This window comes from Sporosarcina beigongshangi (assembly GCF_033485195.1).
Lineage (GTDB): Bacteria > Bacillota > Bacilli > Bacillales_A > Planococcaceae > Sporosarcina > Sporosarcina beigongshangi.
In genome coordinates this window covers 86391-109194 of sequence record NZ_JAWLIR010000028.1, presented here as the reverse complement: position 1 = coordinate 109194, position 22804 = coordinate 86391, and the positions used below count along the sequence as shown (strand labels likewise).

Annotated in this window: 23 protein-coding genes and 1 riboswitch; of the genes, 8 read left to right on the top strand and 15 right to left on the bottom strand. The window is 41.0% G+C overall.

The window, feature by feature from the left end; translation table 11 throughout:
* Positions 1 to 49: 49 nt before the first annotated feature.
* Complete coding sequence (locus R2B77_RS13140) at positions 50 to 1993, top strand: heavy metal translocating P-type ATPase (protein WP_212391777.1); 1944 nt, start codon at positions 50 to 52, stop codon at positions 1991 to 1993.
* 86 nt (positions 1994 to 2079) lie between these two features.
* On the opposite strand, the gene R2B77_RS13135 is transcribed toward R2B77_RS13140, so the two are convergent.
* Both R2B77_RS13135 and R2B77_RS13130 read right to left on the bottom strand, forming a co-directional pair.
* Positions 2080 to 3075, bottom strand: a complete 996-nt coding sequence (locus R2B77_RS13135; RefSeq protein WP_203248610.1) for a YihY/virulence factor BrkB family protein — start codon at positions 3073 to 3075, stop codon at positions 2080 to 2082.
* 90 nt (positions 3076 to 3165) lie between these two features.
* The gene (locus tag R2B77_RS13130) at positions 3166 to 3522 is read right to left on the bottom strand and encodes a hypothetical protein (RefSeq protein WP_203248608.1); all 357 of its coding nucleotides are present in this window, start codon (positions 3520 to 3522) and stop codon (positions 3166 to 3168) included.
* 230 nt (positions 3523 to 3752) lie between these two features.
* Here R2B77_RS13130 and R2B77_RS13125 point away from each other — a divergent pair, with 230 nt between their 5' ends.
* Positions 3753 to 5123 (top strand): alanine/glycine:cation symporter family protein, encoded by a 1371-nt coding sequence (locus R2B77_RS13125; protein WP_203248607.1) that lies wholly within the window; start codon positions 3753 to 3755, stop codon positions 5121 to 5123.
* 69 nt (positions 5124 to 5192) lie between these two features.
* Positions 5193 to 5414: a DUF1128 family protein gene (locus R2B77_RS13120; RefSeq protein WP_203248606.1), complete on the top strand. Its 222-nt coding sequence runs from the start codon at positions 5193 to 5195 to the stop codon at positions 5412 to 5414.
* Positions 5415 to 5482: 68 nt separating this feature from the next.
* Here R2B77_RS13120 and motB read toward each other — a convergent pair whose 3' ends face one another.
* A complete protein-coding gene (motB, locus tag R2B77_RS13115; protein WP_203248605.1) occupies positions 5483 to 6241 on the bottom strand; it encodes a flagellar motor protein MotB in 759 nt (252 codons plus the stop codon).
* The gene (gene motA / locus R2B77_RS13110) at positions 6225 to 7043 is read right to left on the bottom strand and encodes a flagellar motor stator protein MotA (RefSeq protein WP_203248604.1); all 819 of its coding nucleotides are present in this window, start codon (positions 7041 to 7043) and stop codon (positions 6225 to 6227) included. Before motA ends, motB begins: the two co-directional genes overlap by 17 nt.
* Positions 7044 to 7241: 198 nt before the next feature.
* Here motA and R2B77_RS13105 point away from each other — a divergent pair, with 198 nt between their 5' ends.
* Both R2B77_RS13105 and R2B77_RS13100 read left to right on the top strand, forming a co-directional pair.
* The gene (locus R2B77_RS13105; RefSeq protein WP_203248603.1) at positions 7242 to 8474 is read left to right on the top strand and encodes an aminopeptidase; all 1233 of its coding nucleotides are present in this window, start codon (positions 7242 to 7244) and stop codon (positions 8472 to 8474) included.
* A gap of 333 nt (positions 8475 to 8807) precedes the next feature.
* A complete protein-coding gene (locus tag R2B77_RS13100; protein WP_203248602.1) occupies positions 8808 to 9383 on the top strand; it encodes a beta-class carbonic anhydrase in 576 nt (191 codons plus the stop codon).
* A gap of 127 nt (positions 9384 to 9510) precedes the next feature.
* Here R2B77_RS13100 and R2B77_RS13095 read toward each other — a convergent pair whose 3' ends face one another.
* Positions 9511 to 10056: a GNAT family N-acetyltransferase gene (locus tag R2B77_RS13095; protein WP_203248601.1), complete on the bottom strand. Its 546-nt coding sequence runs from the start codon at positions 10054 to 10056 to the stop codon at positions 9511 to 9513.
* A gap of 208 nt (positions 10057 to 10264) precedes the next feature.
* Here R2B77_RS13095 and R2B77_RS13090 point away from each other — a divergent pair, with 208 nt between their 5' ends.
* Positions 10265 to 10999, top strand: a complete 735-nt coding sequence (locus R2B77_RS13090) for a hypothetical protein (RefSeq protein ID WP_203248600.1) — start codon at positions 10265 to 10267, stop codon at positions 10997 to 10999.
* Between the two features lie 39 nt (positions 11000 to 11038).
* On the opposite strand, the gene thiT is transcribed toward R2B77_RS13090, so the two are convergent.
* The gene (gene thiT / locus R2B77_RS13085; protein ID WP_203248599.1) at positions 11039 to 11599 is read right to left on the bottom strand and encodes an energy-coupled thiamine transporter ThiT; all 561 of its coding nucleotides are present in this window, start codon (positions 11597 to 11599) and stop codon (positions 11039 to 11041) included.
* Between the two features lie 81 nt (positions 11600 to 11680).
* Positions 11681 to 11783: riboswitch (TPP riboswitch) on the bottom strand.
* 107 nt (positions 11784 to 11890) lie between these two features.
* On the opposite strand from thiT, the gene R2B77_RS13080 reads away from it, so the two are divergent.
* Both R2B77_RS13080 and map read left to right on the top strand, forming a co-directional pair.
* Entirely contained in the window at positions 11891 to 12238 is a 348-nt protein-coding gene (locus tag R2B77_RS13080; protein ID WP_203248598.1) for a DUF4870 domain-containing protein, read from the top strand.
* Positions 12239 to 12520: 282 nt separating this feature from the next.
* Positions 12521 to 13267, top strand: coding sequence for a type I methionyl aminopeptidase (gene map, locus R2B77_RS13070; protein WP_203248597.1), 747 nt, complete (start codon positions 12521 to 12523; stop codon positions 13265 to 13267).
* Positions 13268 to 13323: 56 nt separating this feature from the next.
* On the opposite strand, the gene R2B77_RS13065 is transcribed toward map, so the two are convergent.
* The 9 genes from R2B77_RS13065 to R2B77_RS13025 form a co-directional block, all read right to left on the bottom strand.
* The gene (locus R2B77_RS13065; RefSeq protein ID WP_203248596.1) at positions 13324 to 14466 is read right to left on the bottom strand and encodes a DEAD/DEAH box helicase; all 1143 of its coding nucleotides are present in this window, start codon (positions 14464 to 14466) and stop codon (positions 13324 to 13326) included.
* Positions 14467 to 14537: 71 nt separating this feature from the next.
* Positions 14538 to 15272: a cysteate racemase gene (locus R2B77_RS13060; RefSeq protein WP_203248595.1), complete on the bottom strand. Its 735-nt coding sequence runs from the start codon at positions 15270 to 15272 to the stop codon at positions 14538 to 14540.
* Positions 15273 to 15279: 7 nt separating this feature from the next.
* Entirely contained in the window at positions 15280 to 16314 is a 1035-nt protein-coding gene (locus tag R2B77_RS13055; RefSeq protein WP_203248594.1) for a lipid II:glycine glycyltransferase FemX, read from the bottom strand.
* A 52-nt stretch (positions 16315 to 16366) separates the two neighbouring features.
* On the bottom strand, positions 16367 to 17590 hold the full coding sequence (locus R2B77_RS13050) for a carboxylate--amine ligase (RefSeq protein WP_322555719.1): 1224 nt from the start codon (positions 17588 to 17590) through the stop codon (positions 16367 to 16369).
* 447 nt (positions 17591 to 18037) lie between these two features.
* Complete coding sequence (locus R2B77_RS13045; RefSeq protein ID WP_203248592.1) at positions 18038 to 18886, bottom strand: glycerophosphodiester phosphodiesterase; 849 nt, start codon at positions 18884 to 18886, stop codon at positions 18038 to 18040.
* 152 nt (positions 18887 to 19038) lie between these two features.
* Complete coding sequence (locus tag R2B77_RS13040) at positions 19039 to 20289, bottom strand: peptidase U32 family protein (RefSeq protein WP_203248591.1); 1251 nt, start codon at positions 20287 to 20289, stop codon at positions 19039 to 19041.
* A gap of 11 nt (positions 20290 to 20300) precedes the next feature.
* Positions 20301 to 21212 (bottom strand): peptidase U32 family protein, encoded by a 912-nt coding sequence (locus R2B77_RS13035; protein ID WP_203248590.1) that lies wholly within the window; start codon positions 21210 to 21212, stop codon positions 20301 to 20303.
* Positions 21213 to 21235: 23 nt separating this feature from the next.
* Positions 21236 to 21535, bottom strand: a complete 300-nt coding sequence (locus R2B77_RS13030) for a metal-sulfur cluster assembly factor (RefSeq protein WP_203248589.1) — start codon at positions 21533 to 21535, stop codon at positions 21236 to 21238.
* Positions 21536 to 21558: 23 nt separating this feature from the next.
* Entirely contained in the window at positions 21559 to 22791 is a 1233-nt protein-coding gene (locus tag R2B77_RS13025; RefSeq protein WP_203248588.1) for a hypothetical protein, read from the bottom strand.
* Positions 22792 to 22804 lie beyond the last annotated feature (13 nt).

The following is a 22804-nucleotide window of genomic DNA, read 5'->3' as shown; positions in this document are numbered from 1 at the left end:
TAGTCGGTTCCCTTTATAAGGGACCGGCTTTCGTATTTTATATAGGACTATGAATTTGATAATCATTATCAACGAGGAGAGGATTAGCTTGAATATTATCAATGAAAAACACGCCACAAAAACTATCAATTGGGTAGAGCATCTTGAACTCATTGCCGCCATTAGTTCGGGTATCTTGATTGGCATAGCCTGGGTGATGAGTAACAACGAAGCAGACACCTTCTCTGTCGCTTTTTATATCATTGCTTTTTTAATTGGCGGATTTGCCAAAGCAAAGGAAGGCATCGAAGAAACAATCAAAAATAAAGAGTTAAACGTCGAAATGCTTATGATTTTCGCGGCTTTCGGATCTGCCATTATTGGTTATTGGGCTGAAGGAGCCATTTTAATTTTTATCTTCGCGATTAGCGGTGCTCTTGAAACGTACACATTGAATAAAAGCCATAAAGAAATTTCTGCACTCATGAGCTTGCAGCCAGAGGAAGCTTGGCTTATCCAACAGGACGGTACAGAAATCAAAGTACCAACCGTTTCACTAAAGGTCGGATCCATTCTTCTCGTCAAGCCGGGGGAACGTATTCCTGTTGATGGCGCTATCACTTACGGTGCTACATCTATCGACATGTCCGCCATTAACGGTGAATCTATTCCTGTATCAAAAGAAACAGGTGATGAATTATTTGCTGGTACCGTTAATTTAAGTGGCGCCATTCAAATGAAGATGATAAAGCCTAGCTCTGAAACCCTTTTCCAAAAAATAATTACACTTGTCCAAAGTGCTCAAAGTGAAAAATCCCCTTCCCAGCAATTTATCGAAAAATTCGAAGGGACATACGTCAAAGGCGTTATCATTATGGTTTTAATTATGATGGTTCTCCCCCACTACCTATTCGATTGGGATTGGACGACAACCATCTACCGTGCCATCGTCCTACTTGTCGTGGCGTCACCATGCGCACTTGTCGCATCCATCATGCCTGCAACGCTTGCAGCTGTTTCGAATGCTGCAAAACGGGGGGTTCTCTTTAAAGGTGGGGTTCACCTAGAGCATCTTGGCTCCATTAAAACAATCGCTTTCGATAAAACTGGAACATTGACCAACGGAAAGCCTATCGTCACAGATTTTCTAGTCCGCGATGGTGAAAATCCGGATGAAACACTTGCACTTCTAGCAAATATCGAATCCCAATCGAATCACCCACTCGCTGTCGCCATTACCAATTATGCAGCCGACAAGGGGATAACTATTATTCGAGACTTACAAATTGAAGATGTCCCTGGGCACGGCATTCGCGCATTTGCAGCAACAGAAGAATATCTTGTTGGGAATCCTCGCTTTGTTGGTCAGCAGCAAACTAAGGAATTTCAGCAAGGGATTGCCTCCGCACTTGCCGACGAAGGGAAAACTGTTATCTTCATGGCAGATGCCAAAGGAATTATCGCCGCCGTGGCCCTAAAAGACACATTACGCCCCGAAGCTGTTGATGCAATCCAAATCTTAAAAAGCGCAGGAATTTTCACAGTTATGCTTACAGGTGATAATGAAAAGACAGCCGAGGCTATTGCTAAAGAAGCTGGAATCGATTCTTACGTCGCTGAATGTTTACCAGAAACAAAGGTCGATCATTTAAAAAAACTGATCACTGACTATAAAACTGTCGCTATGGTTGGAGACGGCATCAATGACGCACCTGCACTTGCAACAGCAACTTCGGGGATTGCCATGGGTGGCGGAACGGACGTTGCGCTTGAAACAGCTGATATAGTGCTGATGAAAAATGATTTAACACGCATCGCCTACGCCATCAAGCTTTCACGTAAAATGCAGCGTATTGTCAAACAAAATATTGTTTTTTCTATTACGGTCATCGCCTTACTCATCGTTTCAAACTTTATGCAAGTTGTTGATCTACCACTTGGCGTTATCGGTCATGAAGGAAGTACCATTCTTGTCATCTTAAACGGTTTAAGAATGCTCAATCGGATCGAATAAGTGACACTAGCAATCTATCATGCCTCGGCGTGATGGATTGCTATCACGAGCCTTTATCAGAATTCAAAAAAGACAATGCATACCATTCAGGTGGTTGCATTGTCTTTTTTCAGGGCTTTTATCGTCTCCCTCTCTAACATTACGGCATTCAACTGTCCGCCAAGCATTAAAATAATGCCTGAGAAATACAACCAAATCATGAGAACGATAATCGCTCCAATACTTCCATACGTATTTGAATAGCTGTCAAAATTTTCGACGTAAAATGTGAAAAGAAGTGAGGTACAAATCCATCCAAGTGTCGCAAATAACGCACCTGGAAGTACACTTTTCCATCGCAGCTTTACATTCGGAACAAGCCAGTAAATCGTCACAAATACGATTAAAATAAGAATAGGTGGAATACTCCAACGCAGGCTTTTCCATATAGCAAGAAAACCTTCCTCCAATCCCCAAACTGAAAATGCAATAATGCCGATTTGTTGCCCAAATACCGGTAAAACAAGGGCGATTAGAAGAGTAACAATAAGCAAAACCGTAAACACAAATGACATCGCACGTGTGAGGATGAAGGATCTTGTCTCGGCCGTTTCATAAGACAAATTTAATGCCCTTGTTAGAGTATTCATGCCTTTAGATGCCGACCAAATTGTTGCAAGTGCACCTACCGAAAGTAAACCACCATTTCTATTGGTTAGAACCTCTGCCAATGTATTCTCTATTAGCATAGCAACACTTGAAGGTGCATACTCTCGAATATATAAAAAGATTTGAGCAGCATCAATATTCAAAAATGGCAACAGCGTAATGAGGAAGATGAGTAGTGGAAACATCGACAATAGGAAGAAGAAAGCCATTTGAGAAGCTAATCCAGTCACATCTATTTTCTTTATCCGAATGAGCAATTCCTTCCAAAATCCTTCAGTCGTCGTAACATCGAACTTGTCAAGATCACCTTCTACGACGTCATCGTAAAATTTCATGAGTCCAGTATCGCCCATTATACTGTCAATTTTCCGTCTAACCTTACCAACTTTCTTTTCATTATCCGCTTCAGGAGTTAAACGTTTTTTGTCTTTCATAGCGTCTCACTCCTTTCAATACCGACTATGACTAATCAATTACGCTTCGCTTTCAGTACAAACACATTTGCTGAACCAAGTTAAATTTGGTTAATCTGCACTTTCACTGACAATCGATTTGTATTCATCCTTTGACTCAACAAACGCATCCTTTGTATCCATTACCAAGTCTTTTACTTGCGGCGTCAATATTTTTAACTCTTCAACTTGCGCTTTAATGTAAGAAGCATCTCCCGCCAACTGTTCATAAAGCGTTTGATATTTTTCTGTTTTCTCCTGTAGCTTAAGTTTCAAAACATCTGGATTTTTTGAATAAAAACTAATACCAGAGGCAAGTTTCTTCGAATTTTTTGTCACCTGCTCCCGGGTGCTTCTGTCAAACATACTTGCAACAGCACCGATAAGAGCACCCAAAATGATAAATTTACTAAATTTACTACTACTCATGCTAAACCCTCCATTTTTAACTAATTCGCATACATTATTATACCCTGCGACAATGAAAAACAAACAATTTAGAGATTTTATAAAAAAAGACTTGACGAATGTCGCGAACTTTCGGAATATTAACAATAGAGGTCTCTACAAATTAACTTACTGAAAGGGTGTGTTTATTCAAAAAATAACTAGGTTGTTGCAGTAGAAAATGCTTCTCATATCACAAAGGGGGTAAAAGAATGGATGCATTACAAAGTTTTTTAGATAAGATTGGTGGAATTATTTGGGGACCACCACTTCTTATCCTACTCGTTGGAACAGGAATTTTCTTAACAGCTAGACTTGCTTTTATTCAAGTTCGATTATTACCGTATTCATTAAAACAAGTTTTTTCAAAAAATCATGATAAAAAAGCAGACGGAGATATTTCACAATTCCAAGCACTTATGACAGCCATGGCTGCAACGGTTGGGGTCGGGAATATCGTTGGGGTTGCGACTGCCGTAGTCATGGGGGGACCAGGAGCAGTCTTCTGGATGTGGCTAGCCGGATTCTTCGGGATGGCAACGAAATATGGGGAAGCCATTCTAGCAGTAAAATATCGTGTGAAGGACTCTCAAGGTCAAATGGCTGGCGGACCGATGTATTATCTCGAGCATGGATTGAAACAAAAATGGCTGGGTGTACTTTTCGCTCTTTTCGGCGCGATTGCTGCATTCGGTATTGGTAACGGGACACAAGCAAAAGCTGTTGCCGATGTCATGAAACTTACTTTCGATGTCCCTCACTGGGCTACGGGTATCGGACTCCTCATTTTCGGAGCACTCGTTATCCTTGGTGGTATTAAATCAATCGGAAAAGTGACAGCATTTTTCGTTCCAATTATGGCTCTTTTCTACTTTATCGCAGGTGCGATTGTCGTTATCCTAAATTTCGACCTTGTTCCTGCTGCGTTCGGACTGATTTTCTCAGACGCATTTAGTGGACAAGCACTTGCTGGTGGGGCTATTGGTACAGTTATACGCTTTGGGGTTGCCCGTGGTCTCTTCTCCAATGAGGCAGGTCTTGGGTCTGCACCAATCGCTGCAGCTGCCGCAAAAACAGATCTACCTGGTAGGCAGGCACTTATTTCTATGACACAGGTATTGTTCGATACACTTATTATTTGTTCAATTACCGGTGTAACGATTGTTATGTCTGGCCAGTGGAAAGATACCTCTATCTCGGCAGGTGATCTGACTGCTGCTGCATTCGGTACTTTCCTAGGAGACGCTGGGCCATTCATCGTGGCAATCGGCCTGATTTTCTTTGCCTCTTCCACAATTTTAGGTTGGAGCTATTACGGCGAGAAATGTTTCCAATACCTAGTGCCGAATCAAAAATTCGTAATCCTTTACCGAGTTGCATTTGTGTTATTTATCTTCGTAGGAGCGACTGCAACACTTGACATCGTATGGACATTCGCTGACGTCATGAACGGGTTGATGGCCATACCAAACTTAATCGGCCTTCTAGGCTTGTCTGGTATTATTGTTTATGAAACAAAACGCTTCCATGTAAAGATGAAAGAAGAGGAAGCAGCAAAGAAAGAAGCTAAAAGAGTAGCTTAACTTTCAGTTGACACTACGTTAGATTAATGAAATGATTAATGCCAAGCAAATGAAAGGTGGGCAACAGTCATGGATTTATCACAACCAACACCAGAAAACGTCATGTATATGATTGAACAAATTAAAGAAAAGCTTCGTATGGTGAACGTAGATGCAATGAAAGCGGAGAATTTCAGTACATCTCAATATGAGGATTTACACTATATGTACGAAATGGTTATGAAGCGTGAAACAGTAACACCGAACGAGATGCAAGCTATCGTTGCAGAACTCGGTGCAATGAGACAATAGTATTCAATGATTACAAAAAAAGATTCACCGTAGGGACTCCTACAGGTGAATCTTTTTTTCATACATGATTATTCAAATGCCGAACCATCTTTTAATACAAGTGGCTGAATGAGTACTTCTACTCTACGATTTTTAGCGCGTCCCTCTGCTGTATCATTCGAAGCGATTGGTAGATTGTCACCATATGCCTTCGTGCTAAAAAGCAGGGGATCGATTTCTTCATTATCAACAAGTATTTCCAAGAAGTTCACAGCACGTATTGCACTTAGTTCCCAGTTTGATTGAAATTCAGCATTATACATCGGAACATTATCAGTATGTCCACCAACAATAATTTGGCGTGGTGGGTCAAAGATAAGTAATTCGGTAAGATCTCCAGCAATCGATTTGTATTCTTCTCGGATTGTCGCCTTACCCGGACTAAAAAGAATACTATCTCTAATCGTGATAAGCAGCCCCTCTTCCGTAAGCCTCGTTTCAAATTGATTTTCCAACTCGTTCACTGCGATATACTCGTCCAGGCTTTCCTGAATTTCACCTAGTGATCTTTGGTCTTCTAAATAAGAGGAGTTTTCTGTATTTGCTCCCATAGATTCTTTTGGTACGGGAACAGGCGTAGGTGCTGCGTTTTCCATCATACCGTGTCCGCCATCGAATATTTGATTAAAAACCGATGAAATCTGATTGAATTTCGATTCGTCTATTGTACTTGATGCAAATAGTACGACGAAAAGCGCGAAAAGAAGAGTCAGAAGGTCGGCATATGGCAAAAGCCATGATTCATCAACATGATGAGCTTCTTTTTTCTTCTTACGTCTCTTCGGCAAACTGGTTCGCCTCCTTCTTGCTCTCTTCATTTTTAGCAGCTAATTTGCGTCGCTCTTCAACAGATAGATAGGACGATAGTTTCTGCTCAATGACACGTGGTGCTTCCCCCTCAAGCACAGAGAGAATACCTTCAATCATCATCATTTTTTGACGGACCTCTTCAGCCGATTTCCGCTTTAACTTATTAGCAAACGGATGCCACAGAACGTATCCAGTAAAAATACCAAGCAATGTGGCGACAAATGCCGCAGAAATAGCTGTTCCTAACACATCAATATCATTTAGGTTTTTCAACGCTGCGATCAGTCCTACTACCGCCCCTAGAACTCCAAGTGTTGGTGCATAGGTACCCGCCTGTGAGAAAATAAGAGCACCAGCCGCATGACGATCTTCCATGGCATCCACTTCTTCGCTTAGGACATCACGAATATAATCAGCATTTTGTCCATCAATAGCCAAACCTAGGCCATTTTTCAAAAATGGATCTTGGATATCATCTGTTTTGGCCTCAAGTGATAACAGCCCTTCACGTCGTGCAACATCAGCCCAGCTAGAAAACATGCGAATAATATCAGAATCAGACGCCAGTTTTTTCTCCTTAAAGATGATGCCAAAAAGTTTTGGTACGCGCTTAATCTCATTCATCGGGAATGCAATAACAACTGCTGCGATTGTCCCGAAAATGATAATGAGAATAGCTGCTACGTTCAGCAAGTTATCCGGTGTAACACCCTTTAGCGTCATCCCCACAAATAGTGCGACAAACCCAAGTATAAGCCCAAAAACCGTCGATAAATCCATATTGTTGAACCTCCAAAAATTCCATTCTTCTTCTTATTTCGGCATCTTTCTTAATTTCTTTAGAGAGACCGACAGAATAAATCTAGGAAATTTAACTTTACTTAGGAAAGTGTCACAACCCGTCAAATAATTTCGACGTTGCAGGCACATCGGGTATATTGGTATTATTAGAAGTGATAAGGAAGGGAGTAATTTCACATGTCAACTTTTGAACAACAATTGTCTCGCTATGCTGAACTCGCAGTGAATGTAGGGGTCAATATTCAGCCAAACCAATACCTTTATATCAGTGCTTCAACCGAAGCAACAGAATTCGTTCGAGTTATTACTAAAAAAGCATATGAAGCAGGAGCACGTCAAGTATTTGTAGACTGGGCTGATGACGTTGTTTCCCGTTTACGTTATGAACAAGCACCTGCCGATTCTTTTGCTGAATTTCCTGAGTGGAAAGTGATGGAACGCGAGCAGCTTGCAGAAAAAGGTGCAGCATTCATGAGCATCGTTTCTCAAAGTCCCGATCTTTTAAAAGGGATTGAAGCTTCACGCATCGCGGATTTCCAAAAAGCGGCTGGGCAAGCCCTCGATAAGTACCGTCAATATGTCCAGTCTGACAAAATTAGCTGGACAGTAATTGCATCACCCTCGGAGGCATGGGCTGCCAAAGTATTCCCGAATCTTCCAGCAGCTGAACAAGTGGATGCATTATGGAACGCTATTTTCAAAGCTGTACGCGCTGACCAAGACAATCCCGTCCAAGCATGGGTTGAGCACGACAACAACTTACATGCAAAAGTGGATTACTTAAATAATAAACGCTTCCGTAAATTGCATTACACAGCACCAGGCACCGATTTAACAGTGGAATTACCTGAAGGCCACTTATGGTGTGGTGCAGGTAGCGTCAACGAAAAAGGACATACTTTTATGGCGAATATGCCTACAGAGGAAGTCTTTACTGTACCGTTGAAAACGGGTGTCAATGGCTATGTTTCCAGTACAAAACCATTAAGCTACGGCGGTAATATTATTGATAACTTTAAAATCACATTTGAAAATGGACGTGTCACAGATGTAACTGCTGAGCAAGGCGAAGAAGTATTGAAACGCCTAATTGATACGGATGAGGGTGCGAAGCATTTAGGTGAAGTTGCGCTCGTCCCACATGCTTCTCCTATCTCTCAATCTGAACTACTGTTCTACAATACACTGTTCGACGAAAATGCATCCAACCACTTTGCGCTCGGAAGTGCCTACGCATTTTGTATTGAGGGCGGTAAAAAAATGTCCCGTGAAGAGCTGATTCAACACGGACTAAACCAAAGTATTACACATGTTGACTTCATGGTCGGCTCAGAAGAAATGGATATTGATGGCGTGTTCGATGATGGATCTACAGAACCAGTATTCCGTTCAGGTAATTGGGCATTCTAAAAAACTTCACAATTAATTCATGATCTATTTTGATTTACTACTTAAAATACAGGCTCTTATACTGTATAATGACAGTTGAGGCTAACTATCATTGCAGAGAGGGGTCTTATACATGGGCTTAATGTTCACAACAGTTATCGGTTTCATGGTCTGTCTTGGTATTTCCGCATTATTTATAATGAGAAGTCTCCAAACAGCTTTCATCGCTACCGATTCAGAAATAATTGATCCAAAACCTGAAACAAAATTTTAAGAGTTGCCAAATAGGCAGCTCTTTTCTTTTTACATCTTATTCTGTAATATAAAACTAAACTAAAACCATTGGAGGTTGCTATGACTATTCTTTCTACGATTCTTGAGTTTAATGAAACATTCGTCATTGAAAAAAAATATGAAGAATATGCGACAACTAAATTCCCAGACAAGCATATTGTTATTTTAACTTGTATGGATACTCGCTTAACCGAATTATTACCTAAAGCGATGAACTTAAAAAATGGTGATGCCAAAATTATTAAAAGTGCCGGTGCGATTGTTAATCATCCCTTTGGTGGAATTATGAGGAGTTTGCTCTTAGCAATCTACGATTTGCAAGCAGACGAGGTATTCATTGTTGGGCATCATGATTGTGGGATGAGCTCCATAGAAACAAGTAGTATTATTGATAAGATGGTTGACCGCGGAATTGATCGTAGTCTTTTTAAAACACTACAATATTCGGGCGTAGACATGAAAGATTGGCTTCACGGCTTTAGTGATGTGACAGAAAGCGTCAGAATGAGTGTCGATATCGTTCGAAATCACCCCTTGATGGATAAAACAGTGCCTATCCATGGGCTTGTTGCTCATCCTGATACAGGTAAACTTGATATAATTGTCGATGGCTACGCTTTCGCCGTACAGAATTAGTCGACTTATTTCCCGGGAAATATACAAAAGTAGAAATAGCATACCTAGACATGACAAGAGCTGATATCTTTTACAGATACCAGCCCTTGATTTTCATTGCCCATTTCCGCAAAATATTCTTACCCCTTCAAAAATCATCTTCAATTATTGCATACATATAATGATCTTCCCAAACACCATTTATGTATAGCAATTTCTGCATGAGACCCTCTTGCAAATAGCCCGCTTTTTCCAATACCTTCATAGATCCGATATTACGCGGTGAAACAAATGCCTCCACTCGATGCAAGGCCAGCTTCTCAAATGCAAAATTAGTAACGAGACTAACCGCTTCTGTACCAAGCCCTCGTCCTGTCTCTCTCTCATCCATCGAATAGCCTACGAAGCCACTTGAAAAAGGCAGTCTTTTAATACTATAAAGGGAGATATGTCCAACAAGTCTACTCGTATCCGAATCAAATATACCGAAGTTATATTCTCTTCTATCTCGCATTTGATAAATCGACTCTCTGATTTTCTCTTTTTGAGTAGCGACCGTAAAATAACTCGCTTCATGACGAGGTTCAAAAACAGACCAATAGTCTTTATTTGCACTTAGTAATTCAGTGAAGAGCTTTGCGTCATCCTCTGTTAATATTCGTAAATAGCACGTTTTACCTTCAAGCAAAATCACTACCCATTCACCCTTCTGCTGTTCTAAATTTTCGTAAAAAAGCTTCTTATAGTATAACATGAAACGAAGGAAGGCGAAATTATTCAATTACACTACTGGGAATTCGGAGAGCTCCCACTGATTGAAGTTAATTTGTGACGGAAACTTCACACTTTCCTTCGCAGGTTCTACCTTTCCTATGTATACTATTCAATAGGAGGATTTGAATATGTATAGAATTATGATTATGACCCTTTCGCTCATTGCCATCATCCTTGTCAATGTAGCAGCAAATAGTATACCTTTTAACGGCAGTACAACAGTGGTCATCGCAAGCAGATTACCAGTGCTTTTCATGCCTGCCGGATATGTCTTCGCATTGTCGGCTATTATTTATACGCTACTAGCATTTTGGCTCTACGGCTTTAAACGCAATAATGCTACTTCCAGCCAATCACTACAGAGCGGGCGAGCTATCCTATTTACAATTAGCTGTCTGCTTAATATTGTCTGGCTTCTGCTTTGGCATTATGGTTTCTTTAATTGGACCATTGTTTTCATGACTTTGTTACTCGTTACATTGCTAGCCCTATATTTCACTTACCCTAAAAAAAACAACCAATTGTTTGGTAGAATTCCGATTGCCATTAACCTTGGTTGGATTTTCATTGCGACCATTGCTAATATCAGTTATGTCCTAACGCTACATGAATGGTCAGGGTGGGGACTCAGTGATCCGTTATGGACAGTCATTTATTTGACCTTCGCTACGGCCATTGCTCTCCATTTTCTATACCACCATGCGGATATAGCCCTAAGTAGTGTATTTATATGGGCATTTATAGGTATTGCAGTGAAAAACGGTGTAGATGAATTATTCGTCTCGGCAGCAGCACTTTTTTTAACTGCGGCAATTGCTGTCGTGATTTTTTTCAAAAGAAAACAACTTACTTCCGTTAAATAGAAAAAACGCCGCTCCTCCTTTGGGAAGAACGGCGTTTTTTCATGTACGCTTTAGCAAACGCGGTGCTTTCATAAATAATAATGAGGCTACAAATGCTGATAAAATGATGGAAGGAATCATATAACTTGCATTATATATGAGCGAATAAAGCCAAACTGGCTGTCCTTCAGGTGCGAATGACGCAAAGAACACGATTCCTCCGATGAAATGAGCAAGGTATCGAAGAAGTCCGCCAATCACCGTACCTACAACGATTGCCTTGATCATCGTTCCATTATTACCTTTCGCTTTGCCACTTAACAGCCAACCGAGGGTAACTGCCGCTACACCAACGAGTGCATAGGCTACAAAATAATCGAGTGCTGCCTGAATCGGGTTAAGAACATAGGCACCCGTTGCAATTTGCAAAACACCAGTAACAAATCCTGTCAATACACCACCAAGAATCCCCCAACGAAATGCCATGACGATAATCGGTAACATCGACAGTGTAACCGATCCACCTTGCGGCATTATTTTAAAACCAATCTGATCCAGTACAAATGATATAGCCCCCAAAATAGCTACTTCGAGTAAAAATTGCAGACGCTTACGATCCAAATGACTTCCTCCTCCTACTAGTTTGTGTAGGATTCCGGGCATAAAAAAAGACATCCCGGATAGAATGGGACATCACAAAATGATGGTTGCCATCCACATCCCTACGCAAGAATAATCTTACAGGTTCGAAGGGTCAGGACAAATTGTCCAATCTCAGCCCAGAAAGGCACCCCTTGTGGTTCAAGTTATTCAATTACATCATTCATTGTATAAGATGGAGGTTCTTTAAGCAAGATAATTAACAAGTATCACAAATAACATATATAGTTAACATATAACGGAGGGATACTCTTGCAAAACAATAAACTATTAGCTTCCTTATGCTATTTCAGCGTTTTTTTTGCTCCTTTACTGTTGCCCGTCATCATTTATTTCATGTCAGATAACCGAGAAATTAAGTTTCATGCAAAACGTTCACTTGTCTCCCATCTCGTCCCGACCATATTACTCATTGCAGGATTTGTTATTTTTTCTTTCTCTATGTTTTCTTTAACAAGTCAAATAAGCGGGATTTCTGGCAACAACTTCAACTTCAGTTTTTGGCAATTAACCCCGTTTATTTTCATGCTGATTTATGGACTTCTATTTGTCATCATCGTCATATGGAATATTATCCAAGGCATTAAGGTGTTAAAATAAGGTTTATCGTACTTGAAACGCGGGAATGGGATACAAAATACTTTTCTTAGGAGAGAATACATTTGAATATCGGAAAATTAATTAAGACAGCCATTAAAATAGCACCCATTGCCTATCCAATTGTACGAAAAATAATGGCAAACAAGAAAACTTCTAATCCAACCACTTCAAAAAAATAATTCACATGCCTGCAATCTCTTTCAAGTTTGCAGGCTTTTTTCTGCGTTATAATATGATATAGTATGTTATAGAAAACCGAACGGCAGAAAGGATTTGTGCAAAATGATTGCAAAAACTGAACAAGATATTGAAGCACTAAAAAAAATCGGCAAGATTGTTGCTGAAATTCGCGAAGCGTTAAAAGAGGCAACTGTCCCGGGTAAAACAACAAAAGAAATTGACGAGCTCGCTGGACGTCTCTTCGAAGAAAAAGGAGCAATTTCCGCACCCATTGACCAATATGATTTTCCTGGCTATACATGCATCAGTGTCAACAATGAAGTGGCGCATGGCATTCCAGGTGCACGCATTATTCAGGACGGAGATCTTGTCAATATCGACGTTTCGGGCTCTTATGGCGGCTTTTTCGCTGATACAGGTATTTCTTTTGTTGTTGGAACACCTGATGATAAAAAACAACAGCTTTGTGATGTTGCCGCAAGTGCCTTTGAGCTTGCGATGACGTATGTGAAGGCGGGTTCCAGTTTGAACCGAATCGGTAAAGCGGTCGAACGTGAGGCAAAAAATCACGGGCTAGCCGTTATTAAAAACTTAACGGGTCACGGCATTGGTAAATCATTACATGAAGAACCACAGCATATTTTGAATTACTATGACCCTTCCGACAAAACGCTTTTGAAAGATGGAATGGTACTGGCAGTTGAGCCCTTCATCTCACAAAAAGCTGAGCATATTATTGAATCAGGAGATGGCTGGACATTCGTTACACCTGATCATTCACTCGTTGCACAAATCGAGCATACGATTATCGTTACTAAAGGTGAACCAATTATTTTGACTAAAATTTAATCCGCAGAAAGGGCTACCCTTTGAATCCGTGTCGATTCAAAAAGTAGCCCTTTTTATTATTTCTTCTTATTATTTCCAACTGTTTTCGAGTTACCTTCTGTCAGTTGACCTTTATACCAAACCTTTTGGACCGTTTTAATGCCTTTTGTTAGCTTACGGTAATCGCGCTCCTCTGCATAGGACAACAGCGTTAGCACTTCTCCGTCTTCTCCTGCACGTCCTGTTCGCCCTGACCGATGTAAGTATTGTTCAATCGTATGGGGCACGTCTACATGGATAACATGCGTCAAACCTTCGATATCCAACCCGCGTGCCGCAAGATCCGTTGCGATTAGCACACGCAACTCCCCTTTTCGGAAGTTTTCCAACGTTTGCTGTCGCTCAAATTTCTTCATTTCTGAATGCAGTACCGCAATCGGGGCCTCATTATACTTGAGCTTCATTTCTTTCATCCGAAGCTGGTCTACATTATTAATAAAAGCTAGGGCTCGAATTCCTTTTAAATGTGAAATCCCCCGTAAAACATCCGTCTTGTCTCGCACATCCGTCTTAGCAAATGAGTGGACCACTTTACCTGATTTCGGCATTTCCTCAGCACTGACTTGAATGTGAATGGGGTCATTCATAAACTTACTAGCAACCACTTCGATTTCTTCTGTAATCGTTGCAGAAACGGCAATTACTTGCCTGTCTGGATTCGCTGCGTCAATCATATTTTTTACAATTACACGGTGATCACGAGATAGAAGTTGATCTCCTTCATCCAACACAATATGACGTATATCATGCATTTTCAATTTCTTCACTTTCACAAGCTCTGCTAACCGACCAGGCGTTCCAACAACGATTGTTGGTTTTTTCTTCAAATGCTCAATTTGGCGTTGCATATTGGCACCACCAATGAGCTGAGTCACAGTAATCGGTGTTCCTTCAACCCATTCTCTAATGACGTTGACAATTTGCATCGACAACTCTTGTGATGGCGTCATAATCAATGCCTGAGTCTGTTTTTTATGACCATCGACTAATTGCAAAATGGGCAAGACGAAAGCCAATGTCTTCCCAGAGCCTGTCGGTGATTCCGCGACGATATCTTTACCTGCCAGTATTTCTGGAATCAGTTTTGTTTGAATCGGCATTTCGTGTTCGAACTTCCATTTTTTCTTGAATGTAGCATCTATATTTTCCAAGAAGGACATGCTTATCCCCACCTTCACTCTAGTCTTCTTAGTGTATCATAATCATCAAGCGTTTTACCTTCAGACCTTTATTACTTTTTAACGGTATGGCCACATCTTTCAATCGCAGTCTCTGCAAGGATTAGCAATGAATCAATGCATTCCTCCCCTAGCCCTAACTCCTGTCGAACAACCGATAATTCCGTGCAACCAAGAATGATTTTATCGCAACCTGCTTCTGCCATCGCACCTTTAATAATCGCCCACTTCTCATGATCAGCTGGTTTCCCAGCCTTCACATCATCATAAATGAGGGACATGACCACTGACTGTATGTGCGCATCGGGTACGATAGGCGTCATCCCGTAACGCTCGCATGCTGACTGATAGACACCCGTTGTAATCGTCCCAGTTGTCCCAAGAATACCAATGCGCTTCGCCCCGCCTTGTGCAGCCCTAGCGGCAGTCTCCCCTATCATATCGATCAGCGGAAGAACCGTACCTTCCTCAATCTGTCCAAAAAATGAGTGCGCTGTATTGCATGGGATGGCGAGGATGTCAGCACCTGCAACGGCTAGTCGCTTCGCGTCTGCTAAAATAACCGGCACTGGATCTTCTTCACTTTCGCCTAAAATGAAAGCGGTGCGATCAGGAATATTAGGGTTATTTGTAATAATCATGTCGACATGGTCCTGGTCTCTTTTCGCCTCAGTTAGCCTAACAATCATTTCTCCCACTAACATCGTAGCAAGCGGACCCACACCACCGATAATTCCTAACGTTTTCTTTTCCATATGCTTGTCAATACCTTCACTCGTAGATTTCATTGTCCAGTCACCCCTGACTCGGTTTCTTACGCAAACGTTTGACCATTGGAATGACTTTTTCTAAAACGTTATACATGAATGGTTTATATACTTTATCGAGCTCCCCGATATACTCGGTTGCACCGTCTTTATCACAAAAGCTTTTCTTGAAAATATACAACCCATCTGACACTTCGAAAAAACCGCCGAAATCGTATTGAGTTGCACCTACTTCAATACCCCATTTTATCATTTCATAATTCATAATGTGGTTAGGGTTCATATTTCGTTTAACATTTGTGCTACCCGCATACAAATAATACATTTTCCCATGATAATTTATCGTCAGCGCACCCGCTAAAATATCGTCCTCATGATAGGCGATATAAATTCGCGCCTCTTCATACTTATCACGGATTTTTTTAAAATACTCCACTGAGCGTGTTGTAATATTATTGCGCTCTGACATCGCTCGATACGTTTCATAAAACAGTTCAATATCTTCATCGCTACGGGAATAACGGACTTGGACGCCTTTTTTAATAGCACCTCTAATGGTACTACGCCCTTTTTTCGAAAACTTAGTCATGATTGTTTCTTCATCATGATCGTCCAAAAAGAGAATCATATTCTTTCGGGGTTGAATGAGTTTTTCCTGATCATCATCTTTTGATGTTAGTTGAAAGCCTGCGTTTTTATATAAATCATATAGCTCGTCCGAGTATGCAGCCTCAGGATCAAATTTTAGCATGATTGCTTTATGCTTCTTCGCTACGCTATCCGCTTCCTTCAAAAGCCGCTGAACAAGTGTCAAATCCGTGATGTCACAAACCGGTCCTCTCGTTGCATATAACATGGAAAAACCACCTGGCAATCGTTTTATAAGAATGGACATCGCGGCGATAATTTCCCCATCCTGTTCAAGATAGACGTGCTCATTTCCCCAATCATCCTTCACCTCAGCCCATAACCGGTCTTGCATCATAGAGCCGTAGGGAGAACTACGGACGAACTCATCGTACCTTCTCACATCTGCTGTATTTAATTTATCGAGCAAAGCCATTATCTTTACCTCCAATTACAAACCTTTTCGATCACTTAACTATTTACTATGCTTAGTCCTTTAATTTGAAATGCTTCTCAAAACGTTTGTAGTAATCTTTGTAAAATGAATTCAACTTAAACTTTCGAATAAAGCTAAGATCCGCGGGATAATACAGCGTGCGTGCTGCCTCACCTTTGGCAAAACGGTCAATAACTTGAGCCTTCAGTTCTTCATCCATCGTATATTTGATAAGAAGATCCTTTGGTACCCCATGCCATAGTCGGCTATTCGAGCCATACTCAATCGGTAAGTCACTATTCTTAACCCGATCCTCGACGAGGTATTTGGCCATATTATAGCCGTTCGTCGTTACAAAATAACTACTTCTACCTTGTCTAATATTCAATTCGAAAATTTTATATTTGCCATCACGTCGATCATATTTCAAGTCGATGTTGGCATAGCCACGGAAATTAATTGCTTCAAGGAACTTTTTATATTGTGCATAGATTTCTGCATTTTCTTCCCCAATAATCCCAACATAGTTCCCGATCAATATTGGCGTATAGTCCTCAAGGACAACTCGTCCGAGACACATCATGCGCACTTTTCCATTCTGGTCAACATAGGCATTCAGCACACGCATGACCGTATCGTTTCCAGGGATATAATCTTGAATAATAAGTGAATCCGTATAGCTTGATGAGTAAATATTACGAATGGCCTCCGTAAATGCCGCCTTATCGTGCAACACATATGCTTTCTTTTTTCCTTCGAATTGCGCATTGAAATACGTCATGCTATCTGATGGTTTCACAACGACTGGAAAACCGAATGGTAGATCCATCTCAGGATCCATTCCTTTATTGAAAATAACTGTATCTGGGTAATCGAGTCCATGCTCTTCACACATTTCATAGAAGCGTTCTTTATAGACGACCTGATCCATCAGCTCTTCACTTATAAATGGTAGAACATAAAAGGGTTCGAGCACTGCTCGACTGCGAATCGCAAGTTCTGCATAATTCTCATTACTCACCACAACAAGTAGCTTGTCCGCACGATTTTTTAATTCTTGATGAAGGTCCAGCATACTTTGGACAAATATTTCGGGGTCATCTAAATTCTCATAAATTTTCTTTTCTATAATCTTACTATGCATCGTCGGTAAAATATGTCCTTTTGTGACGACGATACTCGTGATGCCATATTGTTCATGAAAGGCCCTTGCCATCCCGTATGCATTATCATCAGATCCAAGGATAACCGGCAAAAACTCTGCTTTTCCCATCATCTTTTTCCTCCTCATATTAGAAAGTAACTGTTTATGTAAATTTACGTGACGATAAATTAAGTACACATAGCCTAACCCCCTGTTAAATAGCGGGGAAGGTCAACTCTACCACCCTTAAATTTACGTGAATGAATGAGCACTGTCAATTATACCTTGTATTCGCAGGTAATTGTCCCTACGAATACAAGGTATTCCTCTACTTCAAACAAAAACTATGCAGTAACTGAGGGACAAGTGGTGCGGAATTATGCCAGCCGCTATTCTCGGAGGGTTTATATTGATAATTTTTTGACAGGTCAACGATTAAGGATATCAATTACGCATATTTTCATACTAGTTGAATGACCAACCCAAAAGAAGTATTCCATCAATCACATGGAATACTTCTTTTCTATATAATTATTTAATTCTCCTCGGATGTTACAGATAACGCGAAGGCGCAATGAATTATTGCCTTACCATAAAGGTAGGCTCTTCAACTGGCCATCGAGAAAAATCCGTAATAATGCCATCTACTCCATATTGGAATGCTTTAGAAATCAGCTGCTGATCTCTCTTCGACCATACTAACACTTTCCCACCATACGCATGTATACGATCTACCATCCGCTTATTAATATATGAGACATCGAAGTTAATATAAGTCGCAAATGACGTTAAATCTTCCAATCTTTTAGCAGAAGGTAATAGTGTAGAGGGCTTCATCAAAACAGCAATTTGCAATTCAGGAAGCAAGCTATGTATTTTCCTCATCGATTCAATATCAAAGGATTGCACAATGATACCGCTTACATCTCCGTGCTTCTTTAATAACGCAACCACTTTTTCCTCAATACCCGGATATAAATTAGACTTCTTAATTTCAATTAGTAAACCAATTTCACCATAAAACTCATCAAGTAATTCATCTAGTGTCATAATCTTTTCACCACTAAATGTAGCTCCAAATGCTGTTCCCACGTCGAGTTGCTTCAATTCATCCAAAGTATAATCCTTGACGAAGCCCTTGCCATTCGTCGTTCGATCTACTTTATCATCGTGCATAATAATTAACTCCCCATCTTTTGATAGATGGACATCACACTCCAAAAAATCTGCTCCTAACTCCAATCCTTTACGGAAAGCAGCCTGCGTATTCTCAGGTGCGTAGCTAGAAGCTCCACGATGTGCAACACTAATCATTCCTGTCATTTCGACCTGCTTGGGCGGATGCTCATTAAAACCAACTAATAGCAGTAAACAAGCACTAACCAGACCCGCTAACCAACTCACTTTCCTTTTTCCTAGTTTTCTCATCACCGACACCCCAAGCGTTATGTATTTCCGACTATTCTAATCATTCTATAATTATAGTTTAGCATAAATACAAAGTCCTGCAAACCTCATTTTCTCTATTTATAACGGGAAAAATCCCCTATGCATAATGGCATAGAGGATATATAACCCATTCACTTTTTCTTGCGAATCATATCAAATGGTTTAACAGGAACGGTTACTTTTGTTTTCACAATCATCATAGCACTTGGCGCACGTTCAATCGGCACATCATGCTCATTCCATAAGACATCTATCGTTTGGTAAGCGTGTGTAAATCCGGGACCGTAAAATTCCACAGCATCTCCAAGTCCAAAATGATTTCGCTGCTGTATCGTCGCAATTTGAGTTTCTTCATCATAAGCCAATACTTGTCCAATGAAACTATATGCCTGAATTTTACGCGGCTTACCGAATAATTGCTCATGCTCCGTCGGTGTCCCATAATAAAAACCAGTCGCCAATTCCCGCTGCGCAACTTTCCATAGTTCATCTTCCCACTCTTGTTTAAACTCATAGTTATCGGGATCATCACAATAAGCATCAATTGCCCGACGATAAACATTCGATACTGTCGATACATAGTGAATCGACTTCATGCGCCCTTCAATTTTAAAACTATCTATCCCACTTTCCACCAAGTCAGGAATATGACGAATCATGGACATATCTACTGCACTCATTGAAAATTCCTCAAGCGTCTCACCACCGAGCAGTGACTGGCGTTCACCAGATTGTCCCATATCGAATAAGCCATATTTCCAACGGCAGGACTGCGTACATCCTCCACGATTGGCATCACGCTCTGACATATGATTCGACAGCGTACAACGACCTGAATAAGAAATACACATGGCCCCATGGATAAAGACCTCAATTTCAACATCTGTTTTTTGACGTATTTCTCGAATTTCATCTATCTCAACTTCCCTTGCCAAGACAACGCGCTCCAAGCCCTCCGACTGCCAAAAATTCAACGTTTCATAATTTGTCGCCGAAGCTTGGGTTGATAAATGAATCGGTAATCCGGGCGCTTCTGTAGCACAGATTTCTATTAAAGATGGATCAGATACAATGACTGCCCGTATACCGACATCACGGAGCTCTCGAAAAAACTCTCCCGCTCCTTCAACATCGCCTTCATGTACCACCATATTTGCGGCTACATATACTTTTGCATTAGCCGCTTTAGCGAATGCAACACCTTCTCGCATCTCATCATATGTAAAATTCCCTGCTCGACTTCTCAAACCATAGGCATTGCCACCGATATAGACAGCGTCTGCCCCGTAACGGATAGCGGTTTTCAGTTTTTCAAGTGTACCAGCTGGTGCTAACACTTCTGGCTTTTTAGTAATTACTCTCTTCGTCGTAACGCCCACCATTTGCCGCCTCCTTATTTGACATCGCTCGGATCCTTCAAAAAGAATCCCTCATCTACTGATCTTTCCGCTGGATGTAATGCAAGTAACCGACTATTCAACTGCTCCTGCACACCCTCCGTCCAACATCTCTCCAAAAATGTCCGTCTCGCTTCTACAAACAAACCGGCAATATCCACAAATGATTGTCCTTTTGTAAAAATACCATCCAGCTTCCACTGCGTTAAACCCGCCGCAACCAATTTATCTAACTGTGGCAATAAATTCACATCATTCGTTGCAAAAATATGTGTGCCGTTACAATCCTCATAAATGGAGTAATGCGTTTCCTCTTTTTTAGGTTCAGAAATAAAAAGCGGCTGCTTTACATTATCCTGATTCGTAAAATTGAAATAGTTTTCTACTAATGGGCGTTTCGACTGCTGAATACACGTTGCTCCATAAACGAGCACTTCAACAGGTACAGTTACTTGCTGCCGAATCGCTTGTAACTCTGCATAAGGTAGCTCTCTTGCTAGAACAGCACCTATCGCCCCACGCTTCGCCCAAAAATTCACTTGCCTTGCACTTGTCACCATCGTTTGGGCATCATAGATGAAAGGAAGCTCTATGGAATGCTTTTTCATGAGATGAATAACTCCCGGATCACCAACCGTGATGGCGTCCACACCAATCGACTGCAAAAATGTTAAATACGGAACGATTTTCTCAATCCGATCATTATGCATTAAAGCATTCACCGCAACACATACCCGCTTATGATGTTGATGGGCAAAAGAGGTTATTTCCTCAATTTCATCACGTGAAAAAGAACCCGGTAAACGCAAACCGAATTCATCTTCTCCTATGTACAACGTATCGACACCTATGCCGATTAGTAACTTCCCTTGCTCTACTGATTCAGCTGTTGCAATTAGCTCAATCATTGATTCACACTTCCTTTTTAAAATTAAAAGTAATTCAACACTTGCTTGCCTTCATCAGAAATCATATCTGGCGACCACTTTGGCTCCCATACAACATCGACCTCTACATCGGTAATCTCAAGGCGATCCTTCAATATGAAGTCAACACCCCCTGTAATCATGTCGTGCATCGGACATCCAGGAGTCGTTAACGTCATTTTGACATACACTTTGTTGGCCTCATATTGAATATCATAGACCAAGCCTAAATCGACAATACTAATCCCTAGTTCGGGGTCATAAACAAGCTTGAGTAATTCACGAATGCGTTCAATCATATCCATTTCGCTCATTCCTTCTTCGTTTTTTATCGTCTAAACACACGGCCAATTAAGATCATGTACAGAACCGATGAAATCGAGAAAGCCAGCCCACCGATGACAGTAAGCATTGCGTTATCCACGAAAATAGCGGTGAATAGCACGAGCAAACAGAGTGCGATAGCGATGACGCCAATACGTACTTTTTTATCATCCAATAAATCAGCCATTAATGGAGTTCCCGGTCTCCCTGCCAGCTTGCCAAACTTATGTGTCCACCACAAAAATGGAATAATTTTCGACACGTAGCAAAGGATTGTAAACGATACCCAACCACCAAGATAAACCCATCCTACTAAAAGCACCATTTTGGGTTGCAACAGTTGCGCCGGAAACACAAGTGCGTAAATCAGCAGTACACCTACAAAAAGCAAGAGAAACTGAGCAGCATAAACCGACCAGCGAATACCATGACCTGGATTTGGCTTCACACGGTGTTTTTTAATTTGCAGTAGATGGAAATTATAGAAAACGAGGGCAAGCGTTACAATGAGTAGCGCCAACCAAGTTGTCCAAAAACCTCCACCTAACAAGAAAGACAGTGCACCAAATACGACTGCACTATTCCAAGTAATCAAAGTCGCCCATTGCAACCGAGTTGGGTAATGGTGAGCCAAATAAAACATCGGTAGCATTTTATAACTGAAACCGGTAATGAGCATACCGAACCAACCGAGCGTCCCGAGCCAAATATGGGCTTTCAATAAATTTTCATGCAGGTTTGATCGATTTCCTGTGTAGAAATTAATACCCATCCACATACCGATAAGACTTGTTAGGACTAAATATAAAACTGCACAAGCTGCACTAATCGTAATGGCATCCCACTTGCGGGCTCGCCATAAAGTGATACCGATATTAATCGAAAAAAGAAGTATTCCTATAAAAGCAAGCGTTGCAAATCCAGCAATGTACATCGTCTGAAACGATACAAAACCATACAATAGGCCAGTAAGCCCAATTGTGAAAAATAAGTAGTGTGCATAGCCAAGTCTTTGACTATATATAGTTGACTGTAAAATAACATTGATAAGCTGGTACACGGCTCCCATCGCCAACATCGTAGCCCATCCAAGAATAAACAGATGCGTATAAAACCAACCACTTGGCCCTCGCAAATCATGTTGAAGCCATTCGAACAGCGTTAGGATAGATGCCCCCTGAAACAAAAAGAAACCAATCATCCCCGTAATGATAAAGAAAAATGGGAGACGAAACATAGTCTTCTCCCCC